The following is a 19,817-nucleotide window of genomic DNA, read 5'->3' as shown; positions in this document are numbered from 1 at the left end:
GACGAGGAGAGCGGAAACCGGGCGGACACGCCCCTCGTTTTCCCTCTCCCCCCCCCCCCCCCCCCCCCCCCCCCCCCCCCCCCCCCCCCCCCCCCCCCCCCCCCCCCCCCCCCCCCCCCCCCCCGCCCCTGCGTTTTCAGGACCGGTAGGGCTCCTGCAGGAGGGCCGCACGAGGCGTTCCGCCGTACGGCCCGCTCATGGCCCCGCAGGCGGCCTGTCGTCGCCGGCAGGCGCCGGGGCCGCCGTCACCTCGGCCCCGGCTCCTGGGCGCCCTTCCTGGCCGCGGCCGCCCTGCTGCCGGCCCGGCGGAGCCGGAACTCCTGTCCGACGATCGCTTCGGGGAGGGCGGGCCGCTGCCCGAGGCAGTTACTTCGAGCCCCTTGCGCGCCGCTGACCTGCGGATATGTCGGCCGGGGTAGGGGTTCGCCCCTTAAATGGGTACGAGCCCTCCTTCCGATGGCGTAAGGTTGTGTTCACCGACGCGGGGTGGAGCAGCTCGGTAGCTCGCTGGGCTCATAACCCAGAGGTCGCAGGTTCAAATCCTGTCCCCGCTACTCAGTACGAAGGCCCGGCTCCTCTGGAGCCGGGCCTTCGTCGTTCACCGTTGCGGTCACTCCGGTCACCTCTCCATCTTCACTACGCTGCGTAAGTGAAGTGGCGCTCTCTGCAAGCTCTGTGACGGGTCGTCAAGATGCTGGCGTGGCTGAAGAGATACGGAATTCCGGGGTGTTATGCCCGACTTGATCCGGTTAGCGGGGATTAATCTGGGCCAATTGTGGCCAGTGTGCCGCGGGTTGGCCGAAACGATCAATCGCAACGGCTTGGAATCATTCCCCGGTGTCTATTACCGTTCGATAACGCAGCGCGGTCGTCCCAGCCGTCGCAAGAGGCGGTGCCCTGCGCGTGCGTATCCCTGAGGAGCGTGCCCCGGTGGCCTCCAACTTGCCTGCCCGCGAAGGCGTCGAGAGCCAGGAGCCGCCGTCCGCCGGCGCCTGGGGCGAGTGGAACCCCACCGAGGACTCGGTGCGCCCCATCCGCGGCAAGCACCGGAACGCCAAGGGCGGCGGGGGACTTGCCCGCAGCTCCACCGTCCTCGGGGTCGGCATCATCGCCGCGGTCGGCGCCGGCGGTATCGCCACCGCCCAGAACCGCCCCCAAGTCCCGATATCCATGCCCTCGTTGCCCGACCTGACCGGCGACGACTCCGGTGCGCACGACCGCCGCGCCGACGCGGGCCCGCGGGCCGCGGAAGCCTCCGCCGCGCAGTCCCAGGACCAGGCCGACGCCGGCGAGGTCCTGCGCACGCGCATCCTCCAGCAAGCCGAGTCCCAGCACGAAGCCACCGACGTCCAGACCCGGGTCCAGGCCGAGCAGGCGGCGCGCGAAGCGGCCGCCGCGGAGGCCAAGACCAAGCGCGAGGAGGCCGAGAAGGCCGCCGAGGAAGCCCGCGCCGCCGCCGAGAAGCAGGCCAAGGAGGCCGCCGACGCCGCGGCCAAGGCCGAGCAGGAGCGGGCCGCCCAGTCCGCCGGCAGCTACTCCCTGCCGACCTCCTCGTACACGCTCACCTCGTACTACGGCGCCGCCGGCTCGATGTGGTCCTCCGGCCACCACACCGGCCTCGACTTCGCCGCCCCCACCGGCACGCCCGTCAAGGCCGTCGGCGCCGGCAAGATCACCTCGGCCGGCTGGTCGGGCGCGTACGGCTACCGGATCGTCCTGGAGCTGGAGGACGGCACCGAGATCTGGTACTGCCACCTGTCCTCGATGTCCGTGACCTCCGGCCAGGTCGGCGCCGGCGACACCATCGGCCGGGTCGGCGCCACCGGCAACGTCACCGGGCCCCATCTCCACTTGGAAGTACGCAAGGGCGGCTCCACGGTGGACCCGCTGTCGTGGCTCCGCTCCAAGGGCCTGACGCCGTAACCGGGCCGCCGGCGGCGCCGCTCCGGGCCGCCGGTACGAACCCGCGCACGCCCGGGTCCGGCCGCCGCGGCAGCAGGTCCTCCAGGACCGCCGCCCGGGCCAGCGCCGGCCCCGCCGTCGCCCGGCGCAGCCACAGCCGGCGCAGCAGCTCCCGCTCCTGCCCCGCGAACTCCGGATCCCCGGCGGGACCGCTGCGCGCCCCGTGCCGCAGCAGGGCGAGCGCGGCGGCGTCCGCCTCGTACCGGGCCACCGCCCGACCCGCGGCCCGGCCCCCGCTGCGCCGTGCGAGCGCCCGGGCCAGCGAGCGGGCCGGCATCGACACCAGCGCCGGCACCTCGGCCGGGGCCAGCCAGCCCGCGGCCGCGTACACCGCGAGCTCCCCGGCGACGGCGCGCAGCCGGCGGCGCCTTATCCACACCGCAAGGCCCAGAAGCCCCCCGAACACCGGCACCATCACGCAGCCGTAGATCCAGTAGAAGCCGTTCTCGCCGAGCCGCGAGGAGCAGTTCCACAGCGCGTGCATGCCCATCGCCAGCACCAGGCCGAGCAGCGGCAGCCCCGCCCGCAGCAGCCCGGCCCGCGGACGGCCGGCGGCGACCGCACCGAACCCGAGCCCGGTCAGCACCGTGAACAACGGGTGCGCGAACGGCGAGAGCACGATCCGCACGAAGAACGTCGCCGCCGTCACCGAGTCGAGCGCCCCGACCCCGCTGCGCAGGTCCTCCGTGAACGCGTTGCCCAGGTACAGGACGTTCTCGGTGAACGCGAACCCGGTGGCGGTGAACCCGGCGACCACGAACCCGTCCGCCGGGCCCGTGAACGTCCTTCTTCGGCAGGCGAAGACCAGCAGCAGCGCCGCTGCCTTCGCGCTCTCCTCCACCACCGGTGCGATCACCACCGAGCCGAGCCGGTCGGCGTCGTCGGGATCCGCGGTCGCCGCGGAGATCCACTCCGTGGCGAAGTCGTTGGCGAGTATGGCGATCAGGGCCGCGGTACAGGCGCCCCAGCCACAGCAGAACAACAGCTGCGCCCAGGGTCGGGGCGCGGCCCGGCCGAGCCACCGGAAGGCCGCCATGAGCAGCGGCACCGGCAGCACGGCCAGGCCGAGGCCGACGAGGAACCCGGGAGTGCCGGTCTGCTCCCGAACGAGTTCGAGGATCGTCAGCCCCGATGCGCCCAGCACGGCGAACACGCACGCACGGACACGGACTCGGAACACGTGATGACTCTAACGACCCGTTCCGACACGGGGAGTGACCTTCGGGAAGGTCAGGTGTTCTCCACCCGCCGGAAGAGCAGGTCGTGTACGACGTGCCCCTTGTCGAGGCCCTGGCCCTCGAAGCGGGTGAGCGGCCGGAAGTCGGGCCGGGGCGCGTAGCCGCCGTCCTCGCGGGTGTTCTCGAACTCCGGGTGCGCGGTGAGCACTTCGAGCATCTGCTCGGCGTAGTCCTCCCAGTCGGTCGCGCAGTGGAGCACCGCCCCGGGCGCCATGCGCGTCGCGGCCAGGTCGAGGAACTCCGGCTGGATCAGGCGGCGCTTGTGGTGGCGGGCCTTGGGCCACGGGTCCGGGAAGTAGACGCGGATCCCCTGCAGGGAGGACGGCGTCAGCATCTCGCGGAGCAGGATGATCGCGTCACCGTTGGCGACGCGGACGTTGGTGAGCCCGTTGCGCTCGGCGAGGGCGAGCAGGTTGCCCTGGCCAGGGGTGTGCACGTCGACGGCGAGGATGCCGGTGTCCGGGTCGGCGGCGGCCATCTGGGCGGTCGCCTCGCCCATGCCGAAGCCGATCTCCAGGACGACGGGCAGCCCGTCGAAGAGCCGGTCGAGGTCGATCACCTCGCGGCCGTCGATGTCCAGGCCCCAGGTGCCCCAGAGCCGCTGCAGGGCAGCGCCCTGCCCGACCGTGACCCGGCTGCGGCGCGGCTGGAAGCTGCGGATCCGCCGCTCGTGGTGCGAGCCGGCCGGGTCGGGCGCGGGCCCGTCCGGGAACCGCGGCTCGGTGCGCCACTTGGGCGGCACGTAGGAGTTCGCCTCCGGCGCGGCTTCCGGGAGGTTGGGCTGGGGGGTACGGGACTCAGACACAATCCCCGCATTCTACGACCCCCACCCCACCCCCCGCCCGCCCCGCCCACCCCGAACGAGTCCGTCCCCGAACGAGTCCGTCCCCGACCCAATCCGTCCCCGACCCAATCCATCCCCGACCCAATCCGACCCCGCGCCGAGTCCATCCCCCGCAGGCGCCGCCGAGTCCATCCCGCGCGGTGAGTCCCGCTCGCGGGGCGTTCGAGCACGCCGGACGAATCCGTCCGGGGGCACGTCCAGCCCGCGCGGCGTTTGAGCGCACCGGGGCGCGCAGCGCCCGGACGGGTCCGGGGCGGAGCCCCGGGAAACGGTGAAAGGGCGGGGCGGGGAGCAGCTCCGCGCAGCGGCACCCGCCACCCGCCCGGCGGCTCCGTCCCCGGCCGGCAGGGCGGGAGCTCCCCGAGGCAAGTCCGGGCCCCGCCCTCGGGGACGCGGGCCGCAGCCTGGATTCCCCCGGCGGGACGCCCCTGGGGGCGCCGGCCCCCAGCTCAGGGGCGGCGGCCCCACCAGACGGCGGCCCCACCGGACGGCGACTCCGGCGTCAGGCGGCGTCCCGCATCGCGCCGAGCGCCCTCCGCCCGATCTCCCGCCCGATCGGCAGCGAAGCCGTAGCCGCAGGCGACGGCGCGTTCAGCACGTGCACGGTCCGCTCCGCCTCCCGGATCAGGAAGTCGTCGACGAGCGTCCCGTCCCGCAGCACGGCCTGCGCCCGCACTCCCGCCTCCGAACGCCGCAGGTCCGCAGACGTGACCCCCGGCAGCAGCCGCTGCACCGCCTCCGTGAAGGCCGCCTTAGACAGCGAGCGGTGGATCTCGCCGGCTCCGTACCGCCAGTGCCGCAGGGCCATCCGCCAGGATCCCGGCCAGGCGAGCTCGTCGGCGATGTCCCGCGGCCGGACCACACCCCACCCGTATCCCTCGCGGGCGAGGGCGGGGACCGCGTTCGGTCCGACGTGCACCCCGCCGCCGATGCCCCGCGTCAGGTGCACCCCGAGGAAGGGGAACGCCGGATCCGGCACCGGGTACACCAGCCCGCGCACCAGCTCGGGCCGCAGCAGGTCGTAGTACTCACCCCGGAACGGGACGATCCGCATTCCCGGGTCGTCCCCGGCGAGCCGCGCGATCCGGTCGCACTGCAGCCCCGCGCAGTTCACGAGCACCTTGGCCCGGACCACCACGCCCGCGGAGGTCCGCACCGCCACCGCCGAGGGGCGTCGCGAGACGAGGTCCACCGCCCCGCCGTAGACGATCTCCGCCCCGGAGGCTTCGGCCAGTTGCCGGGCCACCTGCCCGTAGTCCGCGATGCCGGTGGTGCCGACGTGGATCGCGGCGAGCCCGCGCACCTCCGGCTCGTACTCGCTGATCTGCGCCGGGCCCAGTTCGCGTACCGGAATGCCGTTCTCCCGGCCGCGCTGCACCAGCGCGTGCAGCCGCGGCAGTTCCTCCCGCCCGGTGGCGACGATCAGCTTGCCGGTGACCTCGTGCGCGATCCCGTGCTCCGCGCAGAACTTCACCATCTCGGCCGCGCCGCTCACCGCGAAGCGCGCCTTCAGCGATCCGGGCCGGTAGTAGATGCCGCTGTGGATCACCCCGCTGTTGCGGCCGGTCTGGTGCCGGGCCGGGCCGGGCTCCTTCTCCAGCACCACCACCCGGGTCCCCGGCGCCAGGCGCGACAGGGCGTACGCCGTCGACAGTCCGACGATGCCACCACCGACGACCAGCACATCGCAGTCGAGCCTGCCCAAGCTGCCACCTCCCACCCCTGCATACTGCACCCCGCCACCGACAGCGCAGCTACGCGGGGGCCACCAGCAGCGGCCGGGCCCGTTCCCGCAGCTCCGCGACGCGCGGCTCGTCCCCGTAGGGTTCCAGGCGGTGTAGCAGGTCCCGTACGTATTCGGTCGTCCGCGCCGAGGAGATGCGGCCCGCGACCTCCACGGCCCGGGCGCCGGCCGCACACGCCGCGTCGAGGTTCCCCGACTCCAGCTCGGCGACCGCGCTCACCACGAGCCGCAGCCCGTGCGAGCGCACGTACTCCTCGGTGGGGCGGGACAGCGCCTGCTCGGTGAACCGCCGCACCTGCCGCGGCAGCTTGAGGTCCCGGTAGCACTCCGCCGCATCCGCCGCGAAACGGTCGTACGAGTAGAAACCCAGCCAGGTCGGGTCGGGGTCGACGTCCCGGGCACGCTCCAGCCAGCCCTCCGACGCCCGCAGTGCGGCCTCCGCGGCCGCCGAGTCGCCGGCCTTCGCGTGCGCCCGGGCCTCGACCAGCCGGAAGAAGCTCATGGTGCGGGCGGTGGCCAGGCCCCGGTTGCGCTCGACGGCGGCCTGCGCCAGGTCCACGCCCTCGTCGGGGAAGTCCCGGTACGTCGCCTGGAGCGACATCGAGGCGAGGACGTACCCGCCGAGCGGCACGTCCGCGGCCGCCCGGGCCAGGCGCAGCGCCTGGATGTAGTAGCGCTGGGCGGCCTCCTGCTGCCCGGTGTCGAAGGCCATCCACCCGGCCAGACGGGTCAGTTCGGCCGTCGCCCCGAACAGGGCGCGGCCCACTTCGTCGCTGTACGAGCCGAGGAGCAGCGGCGCCGCGTCGACGCGCAGGCACTCGGGCACCATCGACGAACGCCAGTCCCCGCCGCCGTACTTGGAATCCCAGCGGCGCGCGTCCTCGGCGGCCTCGCGGAGCTTGCTCACGTCGCTGTGGCCGACGCGCTGCGGGGAGGAGTCAGAGAGCCCGAGGACCGTCGGGACCGGGGGCACCGCGGGCAGGGGCGGTGCCGGGGGCGGCGCATGCGGCGTTTCGCCGGAGGGCGGTGCGGGCACAACCGCCGACGCGGGGGACGACGAGGCGCCGGAAGGGACGGCGGAGGCGGAAGCGGATGCAGCGGCACCGGCAGAAGCGGAACCGGAGGAGATGGGCGGGGAGGCCGAGACGACCGGACCGACCGCGGCCACCGGGCCGACCGCGGCCACCGGACCGGCCGGAGCAGGACGGACCGGAGCAGGGGCGACCGGGGCGACCGCCCCGACCGGGCGGGAGGGCGCGGCGGCGACGGGCTCCCGCGCGACGGAGCTGTCGGCCGGAGATATCAGCCAGCGCGAGGCGGGCGTCGCGTACGCCGACACGGAGAACGAGCCGGCCAGCGACTGCCAGATCCCGCCGCCACCGCGCCGGCCGGCGAGGTCGAGCCGGTACAGGTCGGTCGCGGAGCGCACCGCATCGCCCACGTCCCGCGGGAAGGCCAGGCCGACCTCGGGCGCGGGGTCCGCGTCCGCCAGCCCGATCTCGTGCAGCGGCACCGGCCGCCCGAGCTTCGCCCCGATCGCGGCGGCGATCAGATGGGGGGCGGCGCCCTGCGGCACCATCCCCTTGGACACCCACCGGGCCACCGAGGTCTTGTCGTAACGAAGCGTCAGGCCGCGCTGTGCGCCGAGGTCGTTGACGCGCCGGGCCAGTCCGGCGTTGCTGATGCCCGCCAGTGCGAGGACGGCGCCGAGCTTCTCGTTGGGTTCGCGGAGCTCCCTGGACATGCGCCACCCCTCGTCGAACGCGGAACGCACACAACTCATACGCACGCACAGGCACTCGCGGGCCCTCGTGCGCCACCGGGGCATAGGCGCCCGGCATTTCGTAAACCCAGCGTAGTTCCCCGCCTCCCAAGCGTTAAGGCCCCGACTTCCGTATGGCGGGATTGTTGTCCGCTCGCACAGTCGGGCCCGGGCCCCTGCCGAGGGCGCGCGCCCCCCGGCGCGCCCCCTGCCGTGCTCCGCCCGTGTGGCCGTGCGCCCGCCCGTGCGCTCTGGCCGGTACCAGGCCCCGGCGATTCGATGTGCGGTGCGTGGGTCGGCCCGCTGCGTGGATCCGGCGGGCCGGGGGATGCCGCTGCCTCAATCCCCGCGGGTGGCGGAACGGTCCGGGGGGTGCATCCCGCCTCCCGGACCGCGCCCGCCCGCCGCATCGGGCACCGCGCCGGGCACCGCACCCGGTACCGCCGGAAGAATGGCCGAAACCGACCTATGGGGCGGGGGGAACGGAACGTCAAATACCGAGTGTCCAGGGCGTGTTCGTTCGTACGTGCGCCCTCCTCGGTCACTCCCGCACGCCCGTCTCGTGGCAGCATGGACCCCGAGCCACCCGGGGCCCAGCCGGCCGCGCCCTCATGCTGCCCGGCCCGTGCACGCCCCGGTCGATTGCCCACGGGCTGGGGAGGCGGCGGTGCGCTGGTTGGTGGGGTGGAGCAGTATCGCCGCGAGCTTCGGCACGGCCGGCCGCGTCTCCGGCCACGCCGGCCGGGGCGACCGCAGCGGCCACGACCCGTACGGCACCCGGGCCGCCTACGACCCGCCCCCCCGCTTCGACGGCACCGGTCTGATCACCGGCGGCATCGCCGACGCCTCCCACCCGGACGACCCCGCAGGCCACGAGGCCGAACGCACCGTCGTCCCGGTCGGCGCCCAACTCCTGTGGGGGGACCCCGACCCGCTGTGGGCCGTCGGCGACTGGCGTCCCGACGAGATCCGCACCCTCGCCGCGGACCCCGCCGACCCCTTCACCCGGATCGCCGTCCTCGGCTGCTGCGGCGCCACCGACGCCGAGCTGCGCCGCGCCCTCGTCGCCGCCCGCGGCGGGGCCCTGCGCCACCTCACCCAGTGGTCCGGCAGCCACACCGTCGTCGTCCAGACGGGCCGCCGCATCACCGTCGTCGGCGACCTCGCCGGCACCCGCCCCGTCTTCCACACGCCGTGGGCCGGCGGCACCGCGTACGCCACCGCCGCGCTCCCGCTCGCCGACCTCATCGAGGCGCAGCTCGACATCGGCCACCTCGCCGCCCTCCTAGCCTGCCCCGACAGCCCCGAGGCACTGGGCGACGGCACACCGTACGTCGGCGTGCGGCGCATCCCGCCCGGGCACGCCCTGATCCTGCGCGAGGGCTCGCGGGAGATCACCGGGTACGAGCCCGTGGCCTCCCTCGCCGTGGCCGCCCCGGCCGCCGACCCCGACCGGGCGGTGGAGGGCGTACGCGAAGCATTGGTGGACGCGGTGCGCGCCCGGCTCACGGCACCGAGGCATGCTCCCGACACCCTGCCGCACGACCCCGGGCCGGTGCCCGGAATGGGCCCCGCCGACCGGCGCGCGGCCCGCGGGGCACCCGTACCGGGCGTCGGCGCCGACCTGTCCGGGGGCAGCGCCTCCGCCACCCTCGCACTGCTCGCCGCAGGCCTGCCCGGCCAACCGGGCACCATCGCCAGACGCACCGGGGAACGCCTGCTGGCCGTCACCTTCAACGACCTCGCCACCCCCCGGGGCCGCGAGGCCGAACTCGAACGGGCCCACGCCATCGCCGCCAACCCCCGGCTGCACCACGTCGTCGTCGCCGCGGCCGAGGAAGCCCTCCCGTACGCCGACCTCGACGGCCCCCTCACCGACGAACCCGGGCCCTCGCTCGTCTCCGCCGCCCGCGAGCGGCGCCGCCTCGCCGCCGGCTCGGCCGACCACTTCGTCGGGCACGGCGCCCGCCAGGTCCTCGACGCCCACCCGGCCCGCCTCGCCGACCTCCTCATGGACCGCCGGCGCCGCCACCTGCTGCGCCCCATGGCCGCCCTCGCCCGCTCGGCCCCCGCGGACTCGCCCGCCTCCCTCCTCGTCCCGTTCTCCGTCTACTCCGCGGCCCGCCGCCTGGCCCGTACGCCCTACCGCACCGGCATGGAGGCCGCCGCGGCCCGGCTGCGCGACGGCGACGTGTGCGACGGGCCCTCGTCCGGGCCGGTCGACGCCTCCCTCGCCGCGCTCACCTGGTCCCGGCCGGGCCCGGCCGCCGGCTGGCTCACCGGAGAGGCGCTGGCGGAAGTATCGATCCGCCTCGCGGCCGCCGCCGGCCGGCCCCCGGTCTCGCTGCGGCCCGGCGAGGCCCGCGCCCGGTCGGCCCTGGCCCGCCACGCCGCCGACCACCGGGTCTTCGAACAGGCCGCCGAGGTCCGCAGCCAGCGCCTGCACGCCCCCTTCCTCGACAACCAGGTCGTCCGGGCCGCCCGCGCCCTCCCCGAGTCCCTGCGCGTCCAACCGGGCGCGCGGGCCGCGATCCTGCGCAGCGTGCTCTCCTCGGCCGGCATCCGCGAACTCCCCCCGGGCTGGGGGGCCGCCGCCCACACCCCGAACGAGACCGCCACCCGCCTGGGCCTACGCGCCGCCCTCGCCTCCCTGCTGGCCCTCTTCACCACCCCGCTCCTCGCCGACGCCGGCCTGATCGAGGCCCGCGTCGTCCAACAGGCCCTGCTGGACGCCGCCGAGGGCCGCCCCGTCCCGCTGGACGGCCTCGCCGAACTCGTCTCCATGGAGCTGTGGCTCGGCCGCCTGCTCAACCGCCGCGGTACCTGCTGGACCGGCACCTCCACCCCCCGCCGCCGAGCCGTCCCGAACGGCGTCCCCACGCCTCGCCCGGCCCTCTCCTGATCCCGGGCCCGGGCGGAGGCGGTGGGGCTCCTCAGCGACAGCTGATCACCGCGTCGGCCCAGCTCGCCAGCGTCGGCATCCGGCCGTGCCCCACCTGCTCGACCACCAGCCGCACCGTCTCGTGCCCGTCGAGGGAGACGTTCACGACCGTTGCCGGGTCCTCGTGGCCGAGCGTCCCGGACTGCCACAGCCGCTGCCCGTCCGCGTACACCGAGAACCGGACCTTGCCGGCGGACGGCCGTGACAGGGCGTCCACCCCGGCCCGCGCCGAGAACGCGCTGCACTGCCGGTTGAGGGCGATCTCCACCGAGGAACGGGAGTTCACGGTGATCCCCTGCGCGTAGCGCCGGTCGGCGATCTCCAGCCCCCAGCGCTGCCACACCCAGCTGCTGCGCCAGGTCTGCAGTTCGGGGCCGCTGTGGTCGCCGAACACGGAGTGGGCGAGCCCGGCCAGCTGGTACCCGCGCGCCGGCTTCGGCGCGCTCGGCGTCGGCGTCGGCGTGGGCTTCGGGGGTGTGGGCCCGGGCTTCGTCGGCGCAGGGCTGGGCGTCGCGGAGGCCGGCACCGTCGGCGCGGGCTTCGCAGGGGCCTGTGGCGGGGGCGCCGACGCCGACGGGGAAGGAGCGGGCGGCGACGCCGCGGGCTCCGACGGGGGCGGTACGGGCTCCTCCGCGGCCGGCGGCTCGGACGAGGCCGGGACGGGGGCCGGAGCCGGGCTCGACGGACGCGGCGCCGGGACGGCCGGCGCGGTCACACCGGGCGCGGGCTTCGCCTGGGGCACCGGATCGGCCTCGTCCCCCGACAGCGCGAACACCACCCCGGCGGCCGCGGCGACCGCGAGCCCGGCGGCCAGTGCGGCCTTGGCCGGCACCCCGAGGCCCTCGGACAGCACCGCCCCCCCGACCCCGCCCCCGGACCCCGCACCCCCCGCAGCCCCGCCGGCAGCCGTCCCGCCCGCGGCGGACGCACCGCCGGCGGAAGCCCCGCCGGCAACCGCCGCACCCGCGGCGGACCCGCCCGAGGCGCCGGCGGCCCCCGCAGCGGCGGCCGCGGCTCCGGCGCCTCCCGCGGCGACGACACCGCCGGTGGCCACCACACCGGCCGCCTTGGCCGCGTACCCGGCGGCGAACCACCCGATGACCGCGACCGGCAGCAGTGCGGGAATGCCCGCGTTGACGTCCTTCAGCTCACCGGCGGCCAGCCGGCACCTGGCACACTCCTCCAGGTGCTTGCGCAGCCCCCGTTCCGCCCGCATCCGCAGCCCGCCCCGGGCGTAGGCGCCCAGCCGGTCCGCGTACCGCGCGCAGTCCCCGCCCGCGCTGAGCGCAGAACTCACGTGCGCCTGGAGGTAGGCCTGCTTGAGGCCCTCCCGGGCCCGGCCGGCCAGCACCGCGGTCGCGTTGGCGCTCAGCCCGAACAGCGGGGCGACCGCGCTCGGAGGGGACTCCTCGACGGTGGTGTGCCACAGCACGGCCTGCCACCGCTCGGGCAGGCTCCGGAAGGCCTGCACGGCCAGCGACTGCTCGGCCTCGTGCATCGCCCGGACGTCCGCGCCCGCTTCGAGGGCGTCGGCCCCGGACAGCCCGGACATCCCGCCGCCGGATTCGGAGCCCGCGGCCGCCTGCTCCGCGAACAGCGCGAAGTCCTCGACGAGCTGCTCGCGCTTGGCCGTCTTCGCCCAGGCCGCGGCGACCCGCCGCACCGTGGTCAGCAGATAGGCCCGCACCGCCTGGTCCGGGCCGGCCCCGCCGCGTACCGCCTGCAGCGTCCGCGCGAACACCTCGGCGGTCAGGTCGTCGGCCGTGTGCCCGTCCCGGCAGCAGGTCCGCGCGTAGCGCCGTACGGAACCGGCATGGCGGCGGAACAGCTCCGCGTACGCCCCGTCGTCCCCGGCGCGCATCCGGGCGATCAGATCGCCGTCGGACGGCGGCAGCTCGCTTCCGGCGACACCGGGGCGGGCGTGCCGGCCGTGTGGCTCGCGCTGGGCCGGGACCTGCCGTACGGGCCGGCTCTGCGCCTCGACCTCGCCGCCGGCACCACCGATCGGTTCTTCCCGACCGTCAACGCTCATCGCGGAAGCTCCCGCACGCCAGACTCAACCGGTACACCGTTCAAGCCTGTCACACGGGGGGCGCGCGCCGAACCCCGCTCCACGCCTTCCACCCGTACGAGGAGCGCCGGGCGGAGTGCCGGGCTTGACCTTCACCCGCCCGAGTGAACGGGAACCCGGCCCCGCGGAACACCGGCCCGCAGTGCCACGCCGACCGAAGGGGCGCGCCCGGCCCCGGAGCACCCGGCACCCGCGGCCCGGCACACGCCTCCTGATGCGGGATCAGGCCGTGCGGGAGCGCAGCCCTTCGAGCAGGATGTCCAGCAGCCGGGCCGAAGCCGCCGCCTGCTGAGCCGCGTCGGGCAGCGCCGGCGCGGCCGTGGCGATGACCAGCAGCACGTCGGCCACGGTGACGTCGGCCCGCAGCTCACCGGCCTCCCGGGCGCGGTCGACCAGCCGGCCGACCACCTCGAGCAGCGCGCCCGCGCCCGCGTCCGCCGACGGCTCGTCCTCCGCGGGAGTCCGCGCACCGACGACCCGCAGCTCGGGAGCCCCGGCCTCAGCGGCCTGCCGCTGCTGCGGAACACGCAGCTCCGGAACCTCCTCGGCGTCCTCGGCGGAGCGGACCCGCAGTACCTGCGGCGGCAGCAGCCGCCCGGCGCCCGAGGCGACGGAGGTGCGCAGGAAGCGCGAGAGCGCCTGCCACGGCTCCTCCTCCTGTCCCAGCGCGGTCTTGGCCTGCTCGGTCAGCCGGGCGGTCTCTTCCTCGGCTATTCGGCGGACCAGGACGTCCTTGCTGGGGAAGCGCCGGTACACGGTGCCGACACCGACCCGCGCGCGCCGCGCCACGTCTTCCATCGGGGCCCCGTAGCCCAGCTCGCCGAACACCTCGCGGGCAGCACGCAGCACGTGCTCGAGGTTGCGCTGGGCGTCGACGCGCAGTGGCGTGGTGCGCCCCACCCCGGTTGCGGTGGTCGTGCCGCCGCCGGTCATCACTCGACTGTTGCTCTCGGTCGAGAGGGCAGTCGCAGAACCATGGAAATCGGACATGTTCATATGTATCCCCCGGTGATCGCTTGTCTCCCCCCGGAGACATCCCCGCCTTCGTGTCGAGGTTGGCCACGGTCAGTGGCCCCGGTCTTACTCCTCGACGAGATACGAACATAGTTGAGCCAGAGTCAATTCAGAAGAGGCAGCCCCCGTCGGGCCGCCGCCCGATCGGAGCATTCGCCCCCACTTTTCCGATCCGGGCCTCCGGAAGGACCCTCTCCGCACCCTCTGACCTGCGGAACTCCACCCACTTCCGAGCCGTCCGAGAGCCCTGTCCCACCGTCCCCTCCGGTCACACAATGTGTCAGGCCTGTGGACAAACTCCCAGCCACGTTGCGTCATGGGATGGTGAAGGCAGCCAACTCCCGAGGCACGGCCCCCGGTAACACGCCCGCCACCTCCGACAGCTCCGCCACGCCCGCCGCCGGTTCCACCACGGACACCTCCCCCCGCCCCGCCCCGGACGCCCCGCCCCCCGCCGCATCCGGACCCCGGCGCATCCTCGTCATCGGCGGCGGCTACGTCGGCATGTACACGGCCCTCCGGCTCCAGAAGCGGCTCAGGGCGGGCGAAGCCGAGATCACGGTGGTCACCCCGGACCCGTACATGACGTACCAGCCCTTCCTCCCCGAGGCCGCGGCCGGCTCCATCTCCCCCCGCCACGTGGTGGTCCCGCTGCGCCGCGTCCTCGACCGCTGCCGCATCGTCATGGGCGAGGCCAAGAGCATCGACCACGCCAAGCGCACCGCCACCGTCGCCACCCTCGCCACCGCCGACGAAGCCACCGGCCCCCAGGAGATCGCGTACGACGAGCTCGTCCTCGCACCCGGGTCCATCTCCCGCGCCCTCCCCGTCCCCGGCCTCGCCGACTACGGCATCGGCTTCAAGACCGTCGAGGAGGCCATCGGGCTGCGCAACCACGTCATCGAGCAGATGGACATCGCGTCCTCCACCCGCGACCCCGCCATCCGCGACGCCGCCCTCACCTTCGTCTTCGTCGGCGGCGGGTACGCCGGCGTCGAGGCCCTCGGCGAGCTCCAGGACATGGCCCACTACGCGGCCCGCTACTACCACAACGTCAAGGCCGAGGACATGAAGTGGGTCCTGGTCGAGGCCAGCGACCGGATCCTCCCCGAGGTCGGTCCCGAGCTGGGCGTCTACACCGTCCGCGAACTGCGCGGCCGGGGCATCGACGTCCGTCTGGAGACCCGCCTCGACTCCTGCGAGAACCGCGTCGCCGTCCTCAGCGACGGAGCCCGCTTCCCCACCCGCACCCTCGTCTGGACCGCCGGTGTCAAACCGCACCCGGTGCTCGCGGCCTCCGACCTCCCCCGCAACGAACGCGGCCGCCTCGTCTGCACCGCCTTCCTCACCGTCAAAGGCGTCGACAACGCCTGGTCCGCCGGCGACGCCGCCGCCGTCCCCGACATCACCGCCGCCGAACCGGGCCGCGAGTGCGCCCCCAACGCGCAGCACGCCGTCCGCCAGGCCAAGGTCCTCGCCGACAACCTCCTCGCCTCCCTGCGCGGCGAGGCCCTCACCGAGTACGCGCACCAGTACGTCGGCTCCGTCGCCTCCCTCGGCCTCCACAAGGGCGTCGCCCACATCTACGGCCGCAAGTTCAAGGGCTACCCGGCCTGGTTCCTGCACCGCGCATACCACCTCAGCCGGGTCCCCACGTTCAACCGCAAGATGCGCGTCCTCGCGGAATGGACCCTCTCCGGCCTTTTCAAACGCGAGATCGTCTCCCTAGGCTCCCTCGAACACCCCAGGGCAGAATTCGAACTCGCCGCCGGTGGCGGCCACTGGCACCACCTGGCACCACCCCCGCCACCCGCCCCCGAACCCCCGCAGGAAAAGCAGGGCTGACGCTGTCAGTGCCGTCGGCCACACTGGACGTGTGACCATAGGTGTGCTCACACCTGCGCAGAGTGACACCGTCCAGCGATCCACACCGACCCACCCAGCGATACAGCGACGACAGCGACCGCGACCACTTGCGACACCACGAGGCTTGAACGCAGTGAACTTCACGCGCTGGAGCGCCCGGTTTCCCGGAACGCAGCGCCGCGCCGCCGCCCGGTCCGAACACGCCGCCGCCCAGGCCAAGCGCGGCGAAGGGGCCGTCCCGGCCGCCCGCGGCGCAGCCGGCCGCCCCGCGACCGCCCCCGACGGCGGCCCGGCCGACCCCACCGACTCCGGCACCGCAACCGGCCAGGGCGCAGGCAGCCCGGGCAGCGGCAGCGGCACCGGCAGCGGGCCCGTCCCCGCCGTGCCCTCCCTCGACGAGCTCTCCGTACGCGAGGTCCTCGGCCGGCTCCCGGCCCTCGTCGCCCTCGTCCACGGCCCCGAGCACCGCGTCGCGTACGTCAACGACGCCTACACCGCAGGTTTCGGCCCCCGCCCGGTCGGCGCCCCCGCCCACGAGGCCCTGCCCGAACTCGGCGAGCTCGGCCTTCTCCCGCTCCTCGACCAGGTCCAGCGCAGCGGCAAGTCCCGTACCGCCAAGAACCGCACCGCCCCCGGCGGCGCCAACTGCTACACCGTCACCTGCACCCCGGTCGAGTTCCCCAAGGCCGCCCCCGAGAGCGATGCCGACCCGCACCCCCACCACACCGGCGTCCTCATCCACCTCGCCGACGTCACCGACCACGCAGAGGCCGCCGAGCGGCTGCGCGCCAGCGAGCGCCGCCAGCGCGAGGCCGCCGTCACCCTGCAGCGCTCCCTCCTCCCGCAGGAGCTGGAGCAGCCCGACGACCTGCGCATCGCCGCCACCTACCACCCGGGCGGCACCGAGGCCGCCGTCGGCGGCGACTGGTACGACGTCATCACCCTCGGCGCCGGCCGCACCGCCCTCGTCATCGGCGACGTCATGGGCCGCGGGGTGCGCGCCGCCGCCGTCATGGGCCAGCTGCGCACCGCGGTCCGCGCGTACGCCCGCCTCGACCTGCCCCCGCACGAGGTGCTCCAGCTCCTCGACGGCCTCGCCGCCGAGATCGACGCCAGCCAGATCGCGACCTGCGTCTACGCCGTCCACGACCCCAACGAGGGCCTGCTCGCGTACGCCTCCGCGGGCCACCTCCCCATCCTGGTGCGCGACGCCGACGGCACCGTGCGCCGCGCCGCCGACCCGACCGGCCCGCCGCTCGGCACCGGCGGCTGGCTGCACAGCTCGGGCACCATCGCGCTGGGCCCCGGCTCCACCGCCGTCCTCTACACCGACGGCCTCGTCGAACGCCGCGGAGAGGACATCGACGAGGGGGTCGCCGCCCTGGAGCGCGCCCTCGCCGGAGCCCAGGGCACCCCGGCCGTGATCTGCGACCGCCTGATGCGGGCGCTGGGGGTGGACGCCGACCACGACGACGACGTCGCCGTCATGGTCCTCCAGCAGCCGCTCCGCACCGGTGCCGACGCCGAGCTCTTCCACAACGCCGCCCTCGACCTCCTCGGCGGCGTCGAGGCCGCCCCGCGCGCCCGCGCCTTCGCCCAGGGCGTCCTCACCTCCTGGCGCTTCCCGGTCGAGCTGTGCGACCTGGGGGTCCTCGCCGCGAGCGAGCTCGTCGCGAACTCCCTCCAGCACGGCACACCGCCCATGCGGCTGCGGCTGCGCCGCACCGACCGCCGGCTGATCGTCGAGGTCACCGACGGCGACGACCACCTGCCGCGGCGCCGCCGGGCCGAACCGGGCGACGAGACCGGCCGGGGCATCTCGATCGTCGCCACCATCGCCTCGTCGTGGGGCTGCCGTCGCACCCCGGGCGGCGGCAAGGCCGTCTGGTGCGAGTTCGCCCTGCCGGACAAGTAGCCGGAACACGGGACGAAGACGAGGGAGGCCCGGTCCCAGGACCGAGCCTCCCTCGCACACTTATACGTATATACGTACGCTACGCGGCCACGGGCTCCGCAGCGACCACGGCAGCACCACGCGAAACCCCGGCACCGGCAACCCCGGCCGTGGCCTTCGCGCCACCCGACGCAACCGGCTCCGCCTTCGCCAGCGACGGCCGGTCCTGCACCGGGCTCAGCTGCGCGCCGAGCCGCAGCGCCAGCCGGGCGATGCCCAGCGACACCACGACGAACACCGCGACGTACAGCATCGGCGCGCCCGCACCGAGCGGCACGCCCAGCGGCCCCAGCGCCAGCGCGAGCTGCTTGACCAGCGCGAAGGCCGAGTTGTACTGGCCCACCGAGCCCTCCGGTGCCAGGTCGGCCACGAGCGGCGCGAGCGTCGGCGACAGCATCGCCTCGCCGATCCCGAAGAGGGCGTACGTGGTGATGAACGCGGCAGCGGCCATCACCGCACTGCCGTGCCCCAGCCCCGAGAACCCGGCGATCACCCAGGCGACCGTCCAGATCAGGCCGACCAGCGCGATCACTCGCGACCGGCGGCGCTTCTCGACGAGCCGCAGCACCGCGAACTGCGCGAGGACGATCGCACCGGTGTTGGCGGCCAGGGCGAGGCCGAGCGTGGACGGCGAGATCCGGGCGGCCTCGGTACCGAAGGCGGCCAGGCCCGACTCGAACTGCCCGTAGCAGGCGAAGAAGATCACGAATCCCAGGACCAGCAGCTGGACCATCGTCTTGTGCTGCACGAGCCGCGTCCAGCCGTTGCCCGACTGCGCCGGGTCCTTGGGCACGGCGTCCTTGATGCTCGGCGCGTGCGGCATGCGCACGGTGAGGATGACGCCGGCCAGGACCAGGAACATCACGGCCTCGATGCCGAACAGCAGGGTGAAGCTGGCGGGCCGGCTCTCGTCGACGATCTGGCCGCCGATGAGGCCGCCGATGCCCAGCCCCAGGTTCTGCATGAAGAACTGGAGGGCGAAGGCCCGGGTCCGGGTGGCCGGGGTGGAGCACCACACGATCATCGTGGCGAGGGCGGGCTGCATGACGGCCTGCCCGGCGCCGAGCGCCAGCGCGGACAGCAGGATCGGCACGATGCCCGTGGACAGCCCCAGTGCCAGCGCGCCCGCGGACGCGGCGACGGCTGCGCCGATGACCACGGGGACGGGACCGCGGCGGTCGATGACGCGACCGGTGAAGGGCAGTGCGATCAGCGCGCTCACGGCGAAGGCCACGAACGCGCTGGTGGCCGCCATGGAGCCGAGCCCTCGCACCTGCGCCACGTAGATGTAGAGGAACGGGACGGTGAAGCCGATACCGAACGCGGTCAGCGCGTTGCCGGCCTGGATCCGTCGCATCGCGGCGCCCATCACCTTGGTCACTTTTCACCTGCCTTGATAGCTGAAGCCTGAAGACTTCACACCTAAAGTTCGACGCTTAAGAGTACACATCGAAGGAGTTAGACGCCAACGGGTTCGTGCGATACTTCGGACCATGGGTGACACCCCCGACGGCACTGCGCCCGTCCACGAGCCGAGCCTCGACGAGCAGATCGCCGTCTACCAGCGCGAGTTCCAGGACCTCGATCCCCAGGTGGAGAAGGTCGTCTCGGCACTCAGCCGCCTCAACCGCCGCATGAACGTCGCGTACGGGCGGCAGACCGCGGCCCTCGGCATCAGCAACGCGGAGTGGGAGGTCCTCAAGGCCCTCGTGCTCTCCGGGGCCCCGTACCGGATGGGCCCGAGCGAACTCGCGAAGCAGCTCGGCCTGACGCCGGCGGCGATGACCCACCGGATCGACCGCATGACGGCGGAGGGGCTGGTGACGCGGGAGCGCGACGAGTCCAACCGGGTGCGCGTCATCGTGGAGCTCACCGACGAGGGTCGCAGCAAGTGGCTCGACGCCATGCGCGCGGCCACCCTCTTCGAGGAGGACCTCCTCCAGGACCTCTCCACCGAGGAGCGCGGCCTGCTCGGCGACATGCTGACGCGCCTGCTGGACCGGGTCGAAGACCTCCAGCCGCGCAGCTGACGGACCCGCCGATGAGGGGGTTGACACAGCCCCTCGCGATCCGTAAAGTTCTGCGGGTTGTCCCAGAGCCGAAAGGTTCTGGTCACAACCATCCCGCCGCCTCGTAGCGGCACCCAACTCTGCACGATCTCCCACCGGGAGCTAATTCGGCATGCCCGAATTAATTCTGGAAGGCCGATTATGAATCGGCCGGGAAATCCACTAGAGTTCTGGGAGTCGGAAGGGCCCAACAGCCCGGAAGGCAAACCCCGCTGACTGGGGGTCAGGCCCGAAAGAGTCTGATAGAGTCGGAAACGAAGAACGAAAGCCCGGAGGAAAGCCCGAGAGGGTGAGTACAAAGGAAGCGTCCGTTCCTTGAGAACTCAACAGCGTGCCAAAAATCAACGCCAGA

12 protein-coding genes and 1 tRNA gene are annotated in these 19,817 nt (G+C 74.2%); 6 read left to right on the top strand and 7 right to left on the bottom strand.

Annotation, left to right across the window (positions count from 1 at the left end; genetic code table 11):
• Window positions 1–480: 480 nt before the first annotated feature.
• Both ACZ4VL_RS37715 and ACZ4VL_RS37710 read left to right on the top strand, forming a co-directional pair.
• Window positions 481–554, top strand: a tRNA-Met gene (locus tag ACZ4VL_RS37715).
• A gap of 376 nt (window positions 555–930) precedes the next feature.
• A complete protein-coding gene (locus ACZ4VL_RS37710; protein WP_468209609.1) occupies window positions 931–1,923 on the top strand; it encodes a M23 family metallopeptidase in 993 nt (330 codons plus the stop codon).
• Here ACZ4VL_RS37710 and ACZ4VL_RS37705 read toward each other — a convergent pair.
• From ACZ4VL_RS37705 to ACZ4VL_RS37690, 4 genes are all read right to left on the bottom strand, one after another.
• Entirely contained in the window at window positions 1,832–3,142 is a 1,311-nt protein-coding gene (locus ACZ4VL_RS37705) for a PrsW family intramembrane metalloprotease (protein WP_468209606.1), read from the bottom strand. The genes ACZ4VL_RS37710 and ACZ4VL_RS37705 overlap by 92 nt on opposite strands.
• Before the next feature lie 50 nt (window positions 3,143–3,192).
• On the bottom strand, window positions 3,193–4,005 hold the full coding sequence (gene trmB / locus ACZ4VL_RS37700) for a tRNA (guanosine(46)-N7)-methyltransferase TrmB (RefSeq protein WP_468209603.1): 813 nt from the start codon (window positions 4,003–4,005) through the stop codon (window positions 3,193–3,195).
• 541 nt (window positions 4,006–4,546) lie between these two features.
• Complete coding sequence (lhgO, locus tag ACZ4VL_RS37695) at window positions 4,547–5,779, bottom strand: L-2-hydroxyglutarate oxidase (RefSeq protein ID WP_468209600.1); 1,233 nt, start codon at window positions 5,777–5,779, stop codon at window positions 4,547–4,549.
• Window positions 5,780–5,798: 19 nt separating this feature from the next.
• The gene (locus tag ACZ4VL_RS37690) at window positions 5,799–7,532 is read right to left on the bottom strand and encodes a sporulation protein (protein ID WP_468209597.1); all 1,734 of its coding nucleotides are present in this window, start codon (window positions 7,530–7,532) and stop codon (window positions 5,799–5,801) included.
• Between the two features lie 685 nt (window positions 7,533–8,217).
• Here ACZ4VL_RS37690 and ACZ4VL_RS37685 point away from each other — a divergent pair.
• Window positions 8,218–10,452 carry an asparagine synthase-related protein gene (locus tag ACZ4VL_RS37685; RefSeq protein ID WP_468209594.1) on the top strand — a complete coding sequence of 745 codons (2,235 nt, stop codon included), beginning with the start codon at window positions 8,218–8,220 and terminating at the stop codon, window positions 10,450–10,452.
• A gap of 31 nt (window positions 10,453–10,483) precedes the next feature.
• Here the strand turns inward: ACZ4VL_RS37685 and ACZ4VL_RS37680 are convergent, their stop codons facing one another.
• Window positions 10,484–12,523, bottom strand: a complete 2,040-nt coding sequence (locus ACZ4VL_RS37680) for a sigma-70 family RNA polymerase sigma factor (protein ID WP_468209591.1) — start codon at window positions 12,521–12,523, stop codon at window positions 10,484–10,486.
• 261 nt (window positions 12,524–12,784) lie between these two features.
• Window positions 12,785–13,558 (bottom strand): TetR/AcrR family transcriptional regulator, encoded by a 774-nt coding sequence (locus tag ACZ4VL_RS37675; protein ID WP_468209589.1) that lies wholly within the window; start codon window positions 13,556–13,558, stop codon window positions 12,785–12,787.
• Window positions 13,559–13,897: 339 nt separating this feature from the next.
• Here ACZ4VL_RS37675 and ACZ4VL_RS37670 point away from each other — a divergent pair, with 339 nt between their 5' ends.
• Window positions 13,898–15,421 carry an NAD(P)/FAD-dependent oxidoreductase gene (locus ACZ4VL_RS37670; RefSeq protein ID WP_468209586.1) on the top strand — a complete coding sequence of 508 codons (1,524 nt, stop codon included), beginning with the start codon at window positions 13,898–13,900 and terminating at the stop codon, window positions 15,419–15,421.
• A gap of 154 nt (window positions 15,422–15,575) precedes the next feature.
• Window positions 15,576–17,357, top strand: a complete 1,782-nt coding sequence (locus tag ACZ4VL_RS37665; RefSeq protein WP_468209615.1) for an ATP-binding SpoIIE family protein phosphatase — start codon at window positions 15,576–15,578, stop codon at window positions 17,355–17,357.
• 79 nt (window positions 17,358–17,436) lie between these two features.
• Here the strand turns inward: ACZ4VL_RS37665 and ACZ4VL_RS37660 are convergent, their stop codons facing one another.
• On the bottom strand, window positions 17,437–18,765 hold the full coding sequence (locus ACZ4VL_RS37660) for an MFS transporter (protein WP_468209612.1): 1,329 nt from the start codon (window positions 18,763–18,765) through the stop codon (window positions 17,437–17,439).
• A 124-nt stretch (window positions 18,766–18,889) separates the two neighbouring features.
• Here ACZ4VL_RS37660 and ACZ4VL_RS37655 point away from each other — a divergent pair, with 124 nt between their 5' ends.
• Window positions 18,890–19,426 carry a MarR family winged helix-turn-helix transcriptional regulator gene (locus ACZ4VL_RS37655; RefSeq protein ID WP_385849787.1) on the top strand — a complete coding sequence of 179 codons (537 nt, stop codon included), beginning with the start codon at window positions 18,890–18,892 and terminating at the stop codon, window positions 19,424–19,426.
• The last annotated feature ends 391 nt before the right edge of the window (window positions 19,427–19,817 follow it).

The organism is Streptomyces sp. NPDC029014 (genome assembly GCF_055564695.1).
This window is presented reverse-complemented; position numbering and strand designations above follow the sequence as displayed.